Source organism: Streptomyces sp. TOM-9 (assembly GCF_056858595.1).
Genome location: NZ_JBXEQB010000001.1, coordinates 4770173 through 4784377 on the forward strand (window position 1 = coordinate 4770173; position 14205 = coordinate 4784377).

Genomic DNA, 14205 nt, shown 5'->3' on the forward strand with positions numbered 1-14205 from the left:
GGAGATGGACGAATCATCCACGGCGCCAGGGACCTGGGCTCAGGCCTCGCCGGCCTCGAGCAGGTTCGCGGCGGCACCGACGATCCTCGGGTCGGGCACGCCCACGACCTCCTCGTCCTTGTCGCCGTAGTCGAAGCGGCCCAGCACGGCGCGCATCGCCTCCACGCGGGCCCGCTTCTTGTCGTTGCTCTTCACCACCGTCCAGGGCGCCTGCTCGGTGTCGGTCTCCCGGAACATCGTGACCTTGGCCTCGGTGTAGTCGTCCCACCGGTCCAGGGAGGCCAGGTCCATCGGGCTGAGCTTCCACTGCCGCACCGGGTCGACCTGGCGGATCGTGAAGCGGGTCCGCTGCTCGTCGCGCGACACGGAGAACCAGAACTTCACCAAGTCGATGCCGTCGTCCACGAGCATCCGCTCGAAGGCGGGTGCCTGCCGCATGAACCGCTGGTACTCGTCATCCGTGCAGAAGCCCATGACCCGCTCCACGCCGGCCCGGTTGTACCAGGAGCGGTCGAAGAGCACGATCTCGCCCGCGGTCGGCAGGTGCTCCACGTACCGCTGGAAGTACCACTGCCCGCGCTCACGCTCGGTCGGCTTCTCCAGCGCCACCACCCGCGCCCCGCGCGGGTTCAGGTGCTCGGTGAACCGCTTGATCGTCCCGCCCTTGCCGGCCGCGTCGCGCCCCTCGAAGACGATCACCAGCCGCCGGCCGGTCTCCTTGATCCAGCTCTGCAGCTTCAGCAGCTCTATCTGCTGGAGCCGCTTGTGCCACTCGTACTCCTTGCGCTCCATGCGGAAGTCGTACGGGTAGTTCTCGCGCCACGTCTCGACCGGGCTGCCGTCCGGCCGGATCAGCACGGGGTCGTCCTGGTCGGTGTAGTCGACCTGCATCCCGGCGAGCAGATCCAGGTCCGCGGGGTGCGGGAGCGTCGTCATGCCGCCTCTCACCTCCGGGTCCGCGGGAACGGGCGTACGCCTTTCCCACCGTAACCCTGCCCCCCGCCACCCCGCCCCACGCCCCGGCGAACCCCACATGACGTACACCGGTACAGCTCCCGCGCCCCGGCGTGCTTCAAGATCACACGACGGAGCTGAAGCGGCCCCCGACCACAACCACGGCCCCGGCCGCGGATCCCCACCGGCTCCGGGGCGCACGGCACGGAGTCCGGTCGTGGGTGTCCGGTCGTGGGTGTCCGGTCGTGGGTGTCCGGTCGTGGGTGTCCGGTCGTGGGTGTCCGGTCGTGGGTGTCCGGTCGTGGGTGTCCGGTCGTGGGTGCGCGGACGGGGTGGCCGGGCGGGCGGGTGAGCGAGGGAGCAGCGGCGCGGGGGGGCGGGGGGTCAACGGCGGCAGCGTTCCAGGCCTTCGGGGCTGTAGCAGGGGAGGTGGCCGTGGGACTTGACGACGTCCTGGCCGGCGCCGCGGATCATGTAGGTGAGGAAGCTCGCGGCGAGCGAGCCCGTGGCGGGGCGGTCGTAGGTGTAGGCGTACTCGATCTCCGTGAAGGGGTAGCTGCTGTCGCCGATGGCGGCCGGGGTGGGGGTGCGGCCGTTGATGCTCAGGGTGTGCAGGCCCTGGGAGGCCGTGGCGGCGCGCAGTTCGCCGTAGCCGATGGCGCCGGGGAGGCGGGCGACGGTCTTGAGGACCTGTTCCGTGCTGTCCAGCTCGCAGCGGATGGCCTTGTCGTCGGGGGAGTTGCGGGTGCGGCAGTCGCGCGAGGTGAAGGCGGGCTCGCCGTGGCCGCCGAGGATGTGGCGGCGGAACAGGTCGCGGGTGCCGGAGTCGGCGTTGCGGCTGACCAGGAGAACGGGCAGGTCGGGGCCGCCCAGTTGCCTCCAGTTGACGACGGACCCGCTGTATATGCGCTGTATCTGCTCGACGGTCAGGTCCCGGACCGGGACGTCGTCGTTGACGACCAGCGCGAAGGCGGAGACGGCGACGCGGTTCTCCTCCAGGCGCGGCTCGCCGTCCGGCTTGGGGCCGTCGGAGAGGGCGACGACGCCGGAGGCCCCGGTGTCGGCGAGTTCACGGACGCCCTCGTTGCTGCCGTGCGCGTCGACCGTGATCCTCGCGTCGGGGCAGTCCTCGGCGTAGCGGCGGGCGAGTTCGTCCATGACCGGGGCGAAGGCCGTGGAGCCGGTGACGGTGAGCCGTCCGGCGGCGCAGCCGATGGGCGGCGGCGGGTCCTCGCGGACGACGATGATGCCGGCCAGGACGGTCACGCAGAGGGTGAGCAGGATGGTGATCCACCGGGCGGCCCGGCTGAACAGCGGCGGCTTGGCGTCCACCGGCATGGCCTTGTTGGGGACCACCACGCCGTCGCGGACGCCGCCGGTGACCCGGACGCCGCCGCCGACGTGGCCGCCGGTGAGCAGTACGAGCAGTTTGAAGTGCTGGCCCCGGTTGAGGGGGACCCGGGGCAGGTGGATCACGTTGCCCTGGTGCCGGACGCCGCCGGTGTCCCCCGCGGGGGCGAAGTGGTCCATCAGCGGCCCGGCGTCGGCCTCGGTGACGGCCACGCCCCGCACCGTGCGGCCGGCGAAGACGACAGTGAGCGCGCGGTCCGGGTCGCGGTTGGTGTAGTCGGTGTCGGTGACGGCCTCGCCGCCGTCGTTCTCGACCCGGATCAGCACGAGCGTGGCGTCCGACATGTCGGGGAGGTCGTTGAAGAGCCCGAGCCGTACGCTGCGGCCGCCGCCCCCGCCGTCGGGGTCGTCGCTGCCGATGGGGGTGTCCATCTGGACGCGGTAGCCGATGCGCCGCCGGCGCGGGACGCGGCGCTCGTACCAGACCACGCCGACGGAGACCACCAGACCGAGCAGCGCGGTCAGCACCGCCACCACGTTGTCGGCGCTCAGCCAGTCGCCCACCTCTCGCCCCGCTCCCCGGTGATCTCTCCTGCAGTGCGGTCACCGTACGGCGCCGCCGGAGGCCCGGCGGCGCCTTCCCTGTCCTGCCGTCAGATGTTCGCCGGGCGTTTCCCGGTCAGGCGCGGCGGACTCGGCGGACGCTCCAGTCGAAGCCCCCGCGGCACACCACGGTGTCCGTCGCGTCCCTGATCTCCGCGAGCGTCGCCAGCCGTGCCCGGTCGCCGTCCCCGGACAGCACGCCCCGCAGCGTGCGCCGCGCGGACTCGCCCAGCGCGCAGGAGGCCACCAGCCGGCCGCGTGCCGGGGCGAGGAACTCCACCGTCGCCGCGGCCCCGAGCGGCACCACGCCCTCGAACTCCCCGGGGGCCTCGACCGCGGCGATCACCGCGGCCAGTCCCGCCGCGTCGAGCAGGGCGATCAGCCCGCTGGAGTGCAGGCTGCCGATCACGTTGGTCAGCCCGTGCGGGGTGTCCAGCGCCACCTCGGCGGCGCAGTCCTCGGCCCGCAGCACCTGGATCCCCGCGGTCCGGTGGGCCGGTACCGGTTCCAGCAGGGAGCGTGCCAGCGCGGTGGCGTCCATGCGCCCAGGCTCGCGCCCCCGGCCGACGTCCGCGTTACGGGGAGCCGTCGCCCCGCCCAAGACCCGGGGGGAGACATGCCCCGCGCCGCGGGCCCTTTCCGTTGCACAGGCGAAATTTTGCACCGTACCAACAACTCCCGCCCGCGCTCAGGGAAATCGCGCAGGAGTACCGCCGCGCCGCGACGGGCCCTACCGTCCGGAAGCGCGTACGGATCCCGACCCAGGAGGCGCGATGAAGGCCAACCGGTTCACGGCGGGGACCGCCCTGGTCGCCGGAGCGCTGGTGTGCACGATCGCCGCGCTCGCGTACCCGGCGATGTCCGGGGCGAACGTGGCGGCGTCCTCCCCCGAGGCGCAGGCGGTGACCACCGCGTACGGGCCGCTGACCCCCCTCGACCGGGAATTCGTCGTCAAGGTGCGCCTCGCCGGGCTGTGGGAGTTCCCCGCCGGGCAGATGGCGGAGCAGAAGGGCACCACCCAGGCGGTCAAGACCGCCGGGCGGCACCTCATCGACGGGCACACCGCACTGGACAGCGCCGACCGCACGGTGGCCACACAGCTCGGCATACCGCTGCCCAACCAGCCCACGCCGCAGCAGATGGGCTTCCTCGGCACCCTGTCCTCCGCCTCCGGGGGCGACTTCGACAGGAAGCTCGCCAACATCCTGCGGCTGACCCACGGCCAGATCTTCAACACGATCGCCAAGGTCCGCTCCACGACCATGAACAGCCTCGTGCGGCAGCTGGCCGACCAGGCCAACGACACCGTGCTGGACCACATCACCGTCATGGAGCGGACCGGGCTGGTGGACTTCCCGACGATCGTCGCGCAGACCACCGCCAGTCCGACCACGGACCCCAAGGACCTGGTCGCGCCGACACCCGTCCCGGGCGAGCCGACGCTCATCGTCAACCCCTCGGCGGCGCCGCCGGCCTCGGCCGCGCCGACCGTCGGGTGACCCCTGCGGCAGCGGTGACTTCGTGTGTCCCCTGGGCACAACCCCACATGGCCTCCGGATGTCCAACGGGGAGATGTGAGGGAAACACCGTGTCCGGGAAAGGCAGGCCACTTGATGAACCGTTCCTACCGCCGCACGCTCGCGATGCTCACCATCGGAGCCACGGCGGTACTGCCCGCGGCGGCATCCGCGGGATCGGCCCAGGCGCAGGTGCCCCATCCCCCCCCGCCCCGGGTCCACGGCTCCGGGGTCTGGGCCGACTTCAACGGGGACGGGTACCGCGACATCGTGGTGGGCGCGATCACGGACGTCGTCCAGGACATCACGACGGGCTCCGTCGTGGCCATGTACGGCGGCGCGGAGGGACTCAGCGGTGCGCGCAGCACCCTCCTGACGATGGCCGGCGCCACCCACGAGGACAACAACGCGCGTTTCGGCGGCCGGACGGCCATAGGTGACCTCGACAAGGACGGCTTCGCCGACCTCGTCGTGGCCCAGACCGCGCAGTCCACCGAATACCAGGTCGAGAAGTGGCCCAGCCTCACCGTCTTCTGGGGCAGCCGCAACGGACTGACCACCCAGACCGCCGTACCCACGCCGCACGAGCCCTACCTCGCCTTCGGCACCGGACTGACGGTCGCCGACTTCGACGGCGACGGACAACGGGACATCGCCGCGATCATGAATCGCACCGCGAACGGCCCCAACGTGGTGGTCGTCTACAAGGGCGGGATCACCAGGAGCGGTGCGACGGGCGGCCACTACGTCCTGACGAGCGACTCCGCCCACAAGGACATCGCCGCGGGCGACGTCAACGGCGACCACATCAGCGATCTGGTGGTCACCAACACCTACGGGAAGGGGACCACCCCGAAGAAGAGCGTCTTCTACCGGGGCTCGAAGAAGGGGCTCGTGAAGGCCGGTTCCCTTCCCATGGGCGACCGGGTGGCCATCGGCGACGTCAACCGCGACGGCTACGCCGACGTCGCCGTCGGCTGGGGCAACAACCACCTCGAGTTCTACGCGCCGGTCGGCTGGAAGAAGGGCGGCATGGTCACCCTCGTCTACGGTGCCAAGGGGGGGCCGGGCACCGGCCGGGCATCCATGGTCATCCACCAGGCCGCCCCCGGCATCCCGAGCGCCCCGGACACCAACGAGCGGATGGGCGACAGCCTGGCGTTCGGCGACGTCAACGGGGACGGGTACCGCGACCTGGCCATCGGCGTGCCCGGGGACACCGTCAAGAAGGTCAACTCGGGGTCCGTCCTGATCCTGCGCGGCTCCAAGAAGGGCCTGGTGACGGCCGGGGCCCAGTCGATCTCGCAGGAGTCCGCCGGCGTCCTGGGCGCCGGGGTGGGGCTGGACGACTTCGGCGACGACGTGGTGCTCAGCGACCTCGACCGGGACGGCAGGTCGGACCTCGTCGTCGCCGCACCCCACAAGTTCCCCGCCGACTACCACTTCGACTACAACGAGGGCGCCGTCTGGACGATGCGCGGCACGAGCAGCGGGATCGCCACGAAGAGTTCGACCCGCTTCCGCCCGGCGGACCTGGGGATCGCGTTCACCCTTCCGTACCCCGTCCTCGGCCACGGCCTCAACGGGTGAGATGAAGGCGGCCGGTCCCGACAGGACCGGCCGCCTTCCCGCTGCTCCGCGCTACGCCCCGCCCTCCAGGTCGCCCTCGGTCTCCAGGAAGGCCTGCCGCAGCTGCGCGACGACCTCCGGGTCCGGCTCGGCCCACATGCCGCGCGACTCCGCCTCCAGCAGCCGCTCCGCCATGCCGTGCAGCGCCCAGGGGTTGGCCTCCTGGAGGAAGGCGCGGTTCTCCGGGTCCAGGACGTAGGTGCGGGCGAGCTTGTCGTACATCCAGTCGGCGACGACACCGGTCGTGGCGTCGTAGCCGAAGAGGTAGTCGACGGTGGCGGCCAGTTCGAAGGCGCCCTTGTAGCCGTGCCGCCGCATCGCCTCGATCCAGCGGGGGTTGACGACCCGGGCCCGGAAGACCCGGGAGGTCTCCTCGGCCAGGGAGCGGGTGCGCACCGTCTCCGGGCGGGTGGAGTCGCCGATGTACGCCTCGGGGGAACGGCCGGTCAGCGCGCGGACGGTGGCGACCATGCCACCGTGGTACTGGTAGTAGTCGTCGGAGTCGGCGATGTCGTGCTCACGGGTGTCGGTGTTCTTCGCGGCCACCGCGATCCGCCGGTAGGCGGTCTCCATCTCCTCGCGGGCCGGGCGCCCGTCGAGGCCGCGCCCGTAGGCGTAGCCGCCCCAGACCGTGTAGACCTCGGCGAGGTCGGCGTCGCTGCGCCAGTCGCGGCTGTCGATCAGCTGCAGCAGACCCGCCCCGTACGTCCCCGGCCGGGAGCCGAAGATGCGGGTGGTGGCGCGCCGTTCGTCGCCGTGCGCGGCGAGGTCGGCACGGGTGTGGGCGCGCACGAAGTTGACCTCGTCCGGCTCGTCCAGGCCCGCGGCCAGCCGCACCGCGTCGTCCAGCAGGCCCACGACGTGCGGGAACGCGTCCCGGAAGAAGCCGCTGATGCGCAAGGTGACGTCGACGCGCGGGCGGCCCAGCTCCTGCGCCGGGACGGCCTCGACGCCGGTGACCCGGCGGGACGCGTCGTCCCACACCGGCCGCACGCCGAGCAGCGCCAGCGCCTCGGCGACGTCGTCGCCCGCGGTGCGCATCGCGCTGGTGCCCCACAGCGACAGGCCCACCGACTCCGGCCAGGTGCCGCCGTTGTCCTCGCGGTAGCGGGCGAGCAGGGAGTCCGCGAGGGCCTGGCCGGTCTCCCAGGCGAGCCGGCTGGGCACGGCCTTGGGGTCGACCGAGTAGAAGTTGCGGCCGGTCGGCAGCACGTTGACCAGGCCGCGCAGCGGCGAGCCGGACGGGCCGGCGGGCACGAAGCCGCCGTTCAGGGCGTGCACGACGGCATCGGTCTCGTCCGTCGTACGGGCCAGCCGCGGCACGACCTGCCGGGCGGCGAACTCCAGCACGCGGGCCACGTCCTCGGGCAGGCCCTTGGCGACCTCGGCGACGGCTTCCGGCGCCCAGTCCGCGTCCTCCATGGCCTGCACCAGCGCGCGGGCCTGCTCCTCGGCCGCGTCCGCGGTCACGCGGGTGGCAGCGGACTCGTCGAGGCCCAGGGCCTCCCGCAGTCCGGGCAGGGCGGCGGTGCCGCCCCAGATCTGCCGGGCACGCAGGATCGCCAGCACCAGGTTGACCCGCGCGGCGCCGGCGGGTGCCTGGCCCAGCACGTGCAGGCCGTCGCGGATCTGGGCGTCCTTGATCTCGCAGAGCCAGCCGTCGACGTGCAGCAGGAAGTCGTCGAACTCCGCGTCGTGCGGCCGGTCCTCCAGGCCCAGGTCGTGGTCGAGCTTCGCGGCCTGGATCAGCGTCCAGATCTGCGCCCGGACGGCGGGCAGCTTGGCCGGGTCCATCGAGGCGATCGCGGCGTGCTCGTCGAGCAGTTGCTCCAGGCGCGCGATGTCGCCGTAGGAGTCCGCGCGGGCCATCGGCGGGACCAGGTGGTCGACGAGGGTGGCGTGGGCGCGGCGCTTGGCCTGGGTGCCCTCGCCGGGGTCGTTGACGAGGAACGGGTAGATCAGCGGCAGGTCGCCGAGGGCGGCGTCGGGGCCGCAGGCGGCGGACAGGGCCGCGTTCTTGCCGGGCAGCCACTCCAGGTTGCCGTGCTTGCCCAGGTGGATCATCGCGTCGGCGCCGAAGCCGCCGTCGGCCTGCGCGGTGGCGATCCAGCGGTACGCGGCGAGGTAGTGGTGGGAGGGCGGCAGGTCCGGGTCGTGGTAGATCGCGATCGGGTTCTCGCCGAAGCCGCGCGGCGGCTGGATGAGGATCAGCAGGTTGCCGCGGCGCAGCGCGGCCAGCACGATGTCGCCCTCGGGGTCGGCGCTGGTGTCGACGAACATCGAGCCGGGCGGCGGGCCCCAGTGCTCCGTCACCGCGTCCCGCAGCTCCTGCGGCAGCGCGGCGAACCAGCGGCGGTAGTCGGCGGCCGGGATGCGCACCGGGTTGGCGGCCAGCTGCTCCTCGGTCAGCCACTCCTGGTCGTGGCCGCCCGCGTCGATCAGGGCCCGGATCAACTCGTCGCCGTCACCGGAGACCAGGCCCGGGATCTCCTGCCCGGGCCCGAAGTCCCAGCCCTCGGCCCGCAGCCGGCGCAGCAGCGCGACCGCGCTGGCGGGGGTGTCGAGGCCCACCGCGTTGCCGATCCGGGAGTGCTTGGTCGGGTACGCGGACAGCACGAGCGCCAGACGGCGCTCCGCGACCGGGATGTGCCGCAGCCGTGCGTGGCGGACGGCGATGCCCGCGACGCGGGCGGCGCGCTCGGCGTCGGCGGCGTAGACCGGCAGGCCGTCCTCGTCGACCTCCTTGAAGGAGAACGGGACGGTGATCAGCCGGCCGTCGAACTCGGGGACGGCGACCTGCGTCGCGGCGTCCATCGGGGACAGGCCCTCGTCGCTGCCCTCCCACGTCTCACGGGAGGAGGTCAGGCAGAGCGCCTGCAGCACCGGCACGTCCAGCGAGGCGAGCGCCCCCGCGTCCCAGGCCTCCTCGTCGCCGCCCGCCGAGGCGTCGGCCGGGCGGGTGCCGCCGGCCGCGAGCACGGTGGTGACGACGGCGTCCACACCGCGCAGGGCGTCGAGCAGCTCGGGCTCGGGCGCGCGCAACGAGGCCACGTACAGCGGGAGCGCCCGGGCGCCGGCCTGCTCGATCGCGGTGCAGAGGACCTCCACGAAGGCGGTGTTGCCGCTCATGTGGTGGGCCCGGTAGTAGAGGACGGCGACCAGCGGGCCGTCGGTGACGGTCGCGGCGCGCTCCAGCCTGCCCCAGGAGGGGGCGGAGGCGGGGGGTTCGAAGCCGTGGCCGGTGAGCAGCACCGTGTCGGACAGGAAGCGGGCCAGCTGCTCCAGGTTGGCCGGGCCGCCGTGCGCGAGGTACGCGTGGGCCTCGGCCGCGATGCCGACGGGCACGGTGGACAGCTCCATCAGCTGTGCGTCCGGGGCCTGTTCACCGGTGAGCACGACCACCGGCCGGGGCCCCGCGAGCAGCGCGTCCAGGCCCTCCTCCCAGGCGCGGCGTCCGCCGAGGAGCCGTACGACGACCAGGTCGGCGCCGTCGAGGAGGCCGGTCAGGTCCTCCGGCCCCAGCCGGGCGGGGTTGGCGAAGCGGAACGGGACGGCACCGCCGGCGGCGTTCGCGGCGCGGGCGCTGAGCAGGTCGGTGTCGGAGGTCGACAGCAGCAGGATCACGTCAGGCGTGCCTTCCTCGGGGTCCGCGCCCCGGGCCGGTGGAGGACGGCGGGAGTTCCTGGCTCCCGAGGCCCCGGCGCTCGCACGCCGGCCCCCGGTGACAGTGGCGGGACCGCACCGGACTCGCACCGGTTTCCTCCGCTGATGCCGTCGATGGCGTGGGCGCGGCTGGGTGACCTGCCCGCGCAGCATAGTAAGCGCTGGGCCGCTCGCACGGGCCCCGCGGCCCGTACGTCCCCGAGTACCCCGCGGGTATGCTCGCGGCCATGCCGTCGCCCTCCGATCCCCCCGTGAGCGGCGCCTTCGCCGCAGCGACGGCGGGGCGCGGACGCGACGACGCCTGCCCCGGCGCACTGCGGCTGCACGCCGCCGACGACGGTGCGCTGGCCCGGATCCGCATCCCCGGCGGCCTGCTGACGATACGTCAGGCCGAGGCGTTGGCGGCCGCCGCGGACCGCCTCGGCGACGGCCGCATCGACCTCACCTCCCGCGGAAACCTGCAGGTGCGCGGGCTGCGCGACCCGGGCGCGGGGGCGGAATTGGCGGCGCTGCTCGGCGCGGCGGGACTGCTGCCCTCGTGGGCCCACGAACGGGCCCGCAACGTCGTCGCCTCACCGCTCGCCGGGCTCGACGGCCGCGGTCACGGCGACCTGCGGGGCTGGATACGCGAGTTGGACGCCCTGCTGTGCGCCTCGCCGGCCGCCGCGGGGCTCTCCGGCCGCTTCCTCTTCGCCCTCGACGACGGCCGCGGTGACACCGCCGCGCTCGGCGCCGATGTGACATTGATCGCGCGGTCCGGCACCGCCACGGCCGAACTCCGCATCGCCGGACGGCCCGTCGCGGAGGTACCGGCCGGCGACGCGCCGCGCTGGGCGGTGCGCGCCGCGGAGACCTTCCTCACCCTCGCCGCCGAACGCGGCGCCCGTGCCTGGCGCGTCACCGACATCGACCCGGACGGCGCCGCCCTCGCCGTGCTGCTGCACGCGGCGGGCGCCCCTCCCGCAGGTCCCTCGAACGCGACCGTGGGCGGCCCGCCCCGGCTCGGTCCCGTCCCGCACCCGGACGGAACCTCCTGCGCGCTGTCCGTGGGCGTACGCCTGGGCCGCCTCACCACCGGGGCCTGGCGGCTCCTCGCGGAGACGGCACGTTCCGGCGAAGGCGAGCTGCGGATCACGCCCTGGCGCGGCGCCGTCCTCCCGGGACTCCCGGCGGACACGGCCCCCGAGGCGCTGGAACGCCTCGCCGCGGCCGGGTTCCTGACCGGCGAGGACTCCCCGTGGCGCGGGGTGACCGCCTGCGCCGGACGGCCCGGGTGCGCCAAGTCGCTGGCGGACGTACGCGCCGACGCCGGGGCCGCACTGCGCGACGCCGCCCCCGAACCCGGACACCGCCTGCTGCCCGTGCACTTCTCCGGCTGCGAACGCCGCTGCGGGCACCCGGACGGCTCGTGGGTCGACGTGGTCGCCGGCGCCGACGGCCGCTACCGCGTCGCCGTGGCCGGCGCCGTCCGAGTTGAACCCGCCGGACCCGCCGACGTCACCGCGGACCTGCCCGCCGCCCTGCACACCGCCCGCCGCACCAGCACCAGCACCCCACCACCCCCGAGGACGACGTGATCGCGTACGAGAAGGACGGACCGGAGATCTACCGTCAGTCCTTTGCCATCATCCGCGCCGAGGCGGAACTCGACGGCCTGCCACCGGACGTGGCGCAGGTCGCCGTCCGCATGATCCACGCCTGCGGCATGACCGACCTCGTACGGGACCTGGCCTACAGCCCCTCGGTGGTCGCGGACGCGCGCGCCGCGCTGCGCGCCGGCGCACCGATCCTCTGCGACGTGCAGATGGTCGCCAGCGGCGTGACCCGCAAGCGGCTGCCCGCGGACAACGAGGTGGTCTGCTCCCTCTCCGACCCCGCCGTCCCGGCGCTCGCCGCCGAACTCGGCACCACGCGCAGCGCCGCCGCGATGGAACTGTGGCGGGACCGGCTGGAGGGCGCCGTCGTCGCCGTCGGCAACGCCCCGACCTCCCTGTTCCGGCTGCTGGAGATGATCGAGGCGGGCGCACCGCGCCCCGCGGCGGTCATCGGCGTGCCCGTCGGCTTCGTCGGCGCCGCCGAGTCCAAGGACGCCCTGGCCGCGCACCCCTCGCGCCTGGAGCACCTGGTGGTGCGGGGCCGGCGCGGCGGCAGCGCCCTGGCGGCCGCCGCCCTCAACGCCATTGCGACCGAAAGCGAAATCGTATGACCACCGGCCGTCTCTACGGAGTGGGCCTCGGCCCCGGCGACCCCTCCCTGATGACCGTGCGGGCCGTGGAGGTCATCCGCTCCGCCGACGTCATCGCCTACCACTGCGCCCGGCACGGCCGCAGCATCGCCCGCTCCATCGCCGCGGCGCACATCCGCCCCGAGCAGATCGAGGAGCGGCTGATGTACCCCATCACGACGGAGACCACCGACCACCCCGGCGGCTACCGGGGCGCGCTGGACGACTTCTACGCCGAGTCGGCCGAGCTGCTCGCCGCGCACCTGGACGCCGGGCGCACCGTCGCCGTGCTCGCGGAGGGCGACCCGCTCTTCTACGGCTCGTACATGCACATGCACAAGCGGCTCGCCGACCGCTACCCGGCCGAGGTGATCCCCGGCGTCACCTCCGTCAGCGCCGCCGCCGCACGCATCGGGCGGCCCCTGGTGGAGGGCGAGGAGGTCCTGACGATCCTGCCCGGCACGCTGCCGGAGGAGGAGCTGGCGGCCAGGCTGTCGACCGCCGACGCGGCGGCCGTGATGAAGCTCGGCCGCACCTTCCCCGCCGTGCGCCGGGCCCTGGAGACCGCCGGACGCCTGGCGGACGCGCACTACGTCGAGCGGGCCACGATGGACGCCGAGCGCCGGGAGATGCTGGCCGACGTCGACCCGGAGTCGGTGCCCTACTTCGCCGTCGCCGTGCTGCCCAGCCGCGTCGACGAACGGCCCGCCCCGGACCCGTCCCCGGCGGACGGCGAGGTCGTGGTCGTCGGCCTCGGCCCGGCCGGGCCGATGTGGCTCACGCCGGAGGCGAGGTCCGCCCTCGCCGGGGCGGACGAACTCGTCGGCTACACCACCTACATGGAGCGCGTCCCGGTCCGCCCCGGGCAGTCGCGGCACGCCTCCGACAACCGCGTCGAGGCCGAACGCGCCGAGTTCGCCCTCGACCTCGCCCGGCGCGGGCGGAGGGTCGCCGTGGTGTCCTCGGGCGACCCGGGCGTCTTCGCCATGGCCACGGCCGTGCTGGAGGCCGCCTCCGCCGAGCCCTACCTCGGTGTCCGCGTACGGGTCGTGCCCGGCATCACCGCCGCCCAGTCGGCGGCGGCGCTCGCGGGCGCGCCCCTCGGTCACGACTACGCGGTCGTGTCGCTGTCGGACCGGCTCAAGCCGTGGACGGTCGTCGAGGAACGGCTGCGCGCCGCCACGGCCGCCGACCTCGTGCTCGCCCTGTACAACCCGGCGTCCCGCAGCCGCAGGACGCAACTGGAGACCGCGCTGAAGGTGCTCCGGGAGGGCCGTGTGCCGGGGACGCCCGTGGTCGTCGCCCGGGACGTCGGCGGACCCGAGCAGGCCGTACGGGTCACGACGCTGGAGGACCTGGACCCGGCGACCGTCGACATGCGGTGCGTGCTGCTCGTCGGCTCGTCGCAGACGAGGGCGGTGCGGCGCGGCGACGGCACCACGGTGGTGTGGACGCCGCGGCGCTACCCGGCCTGACGCCCAGGGCCCCCGTTCAGGCCGTGCGCGCGGAGCCACTCCAGCGCGCCCGGCACGTCCGGGACGACGGGGACGCCCGCCGGGACCGGCGGGCGCTCCACGACGACCACGGGCAGGCCCAGTTCGCGGGCGGCCGCGAGCTTGGGCGCGGTGGCGGTGCCGCCGCTGTCCTTGGTGACCAGCACGTCGACGCGGTGCCGGCGCATCAGCTCCAGCTCCCCGTCCAGGGTGAACGGGCCCCGCTCCAGCAGCACCTCCATCCGCGGCGGGTGCGGCGGCTGCGGGGCGTCCACCGAACGCACCAGGAACCACAGGTCCGTGACCCCCGCGAAGGCCGCCAGCCCCGTGCGGCCCGTGGTGAGGAAGACCCGCCGGCCGAGCTCCGGCAGCACCCGGGCCGCCTCCGCCAGTGAGGCCACCGGGTGCCGGCGGTCGCCGGGACCGGCGACCCACCCGGGGCGCCGCAGCGCGAGCAGGGGAACATGGGTGGCCGAGGCCGCCTCGGCGGCGTTGAAGGACATCGTCCCGGCGAAAGGATGGGTGGCGTCGATGACCACGTCGACCGCGTGCGCGCGCAGCCACGCCGCGAGCCCCGCCGGGCCCCCGAAGCCGCCGGTGCGCACCGCGCCCGGCGGCAGCCGCGGCCGCTCCACCCGCCCCGCGAGCGAGCTGGTGACCCGCCACGCCGCCGGCTCGGCGGCCAGCGCCTCCGCGAGGCGGCGTCCCTCCGTGGTGCCGCCCAGGACGAGGACGTGCTGCAGTCTGCCGGTCACCCCCGCACCCTACGGTG

At 74.2% G+C, this 14205-nt stretch carries 10 protein-coding genes and 1 riboswitch; of the genes, 5 read left to right on the plus strand and 5 right to left on the minus strand.

Features of this window, described 5'->3' with window-relative positions; all coding sequences use genetic code 11:
• Positions 1-39: 39 nt before the first annotated feature.
• The 3 genes from ppk2 to AC1VWI_RS22165 form a co-directional block, all read right to left on the minus strand.
• Entirely contained in the window at positions 40-936 is an 897-nt protein-coding gene (gene ppk2, locus AC1VWI_RS22155; RefSeq protein WP_499512757.1) for a polyphosphate kinase 2, read from the minus strand.
• Between the two features lie 402 nt (positions 937-1338).
• Positions 1339-2868: a PstS family phosphate ABC transporter substrate-binding protein gene (locus AC1VWI_RS22160; protein ID WP_499512758.1), complete on the minus strand. Its 1530-nt coding sequence runs from the start codon at positions 2866-2868 to the stop codon at positions 1339-1341.
• A gap of 115 nt (positions 2869-2983) precedes the next feature.
• A complete protein-coding gene (locus AC1VWI_RS22165; protein WP_499512759.1) occupies positions 2984-3448 on the minus strand; it encodes a DUF4442 domain-containing protein in 465 nt (154 codons plus the stop codon).
• Between the two features lie 232 nt (positions 3449-3680).
• Between AC1VWI_RS22165 and AC1VWI_RS22170 the strand changes: the two genes are divergently transcribed.
• On the plus strand, positions 3681-4406 hold the full coding sequence (locus AC1VWI_RS22170) for a DUF4142 domain-containing protein (RefSeq protein ID WP_499512760.1): 726 nt from the start codon (positions 3681-3683) through the stop codon (positions 4404-4406).
• 114 nt (positions 4407-4520) lie between these two features.
• The gene (locus AC1VWI_RS22175) at positions 4521-6014 is read left to right on the plus strand and encodes an FG-GAP-like repeat-containing protein (protein ID WP_499512761.1); all 1494 of its coding nucleotides are present in this window, start codon (positions 4521-4523) and stop codon (positions 6012-6014) included.
• 51 nt (positions 6015-6065) lie between these two features.
• Here AC1VWI_RS22175 and cobN read toward each other — a convergent pair whose 3' ends face one another.
• Positions 6066-9677 carry a cobaltochelatase subunit CobN gene (gene cobN, locus AC1VWI_RS22180; protein ID WP_499512762.1) on the minus strand — a complete coding sequence of 1204 codons (3612 nt, stop codon included), beginning with the start codon at positions 9675-9677 and terminating at the stop codon, positions 6066-6068.
• 52 nt (positions 9678-9729) lie between these two features.
• Positions 9730-9816, minus strand: a riboswitch (cobalamin riboswitch).
• A 115-nt stretch (positions 9817-9931) separates the two neighbouring features.
• On the opposite strand from cobN, the gene cobG reads away from it, so the two are divergent.
• The 3 genes from cobG to AC1VWI_RS22195 are packed head-to-tail and all read left to right on the plus strand — an operon-like array spanning position 9932 to position 13415.
• Positions 9932-11293 carry a precorrin-3B synthase gene (gene cobG / locus AC1VWI_RS22185; RefSeq protein WP_499512763.1) on the plus strand — a complete coding sequence of 454 codons (1362 nt, stop codon included), beginning with the start codon at positions 9932-9934 and terminating at the stop codon, positions 11291-11293.
• Positions 11290-11922, plus strand: coding sequence for a precorrin-8X methylmutase (locus tag AC1VWI_RS22190; RefSeq protein ID WP_499512764.1), 633 nt, complete (start codon positions 11290-11292; stop codon positions 11920-11922). Before cobG ends, AC1VWI_RS22190 begins: the two co-directional genes overlap by 4 nt.
• Complete coding sequence (locus AC1VWI_RS22195) at positions 11919-13415, plus strand: precorrin-2 C(20)-methyltransferase (protein WP_499512765.1); 1497 nt, start codon at positions 11919-11921, stop codon at positions 13413-13415. Before AC1VWI_RS22190 ends, AC1VWI_RS22195 begins: the two co-directional genes overlap by 4 nt.
• On the opposite strand, the gene AC1VWI_RS22200 is transcribed toward AC1VWI_RS22195, so the two are convergent.
• Entirely contained in the window at positions 13403-14188 is a 786-nt protein-coding gene (locus AC1VWI_RS22200; RefSeq protein WP_499512766.1) for a cobalt-precorrin-6A reductase, read from the minus strand. The genes AC1VWI_RS22195 and AC1VWI_RS22200 overlap by 13 nt on opposite strands.
• Between the last annotated feature and the right edge of the window lie 17 nt (positions 14189-14205).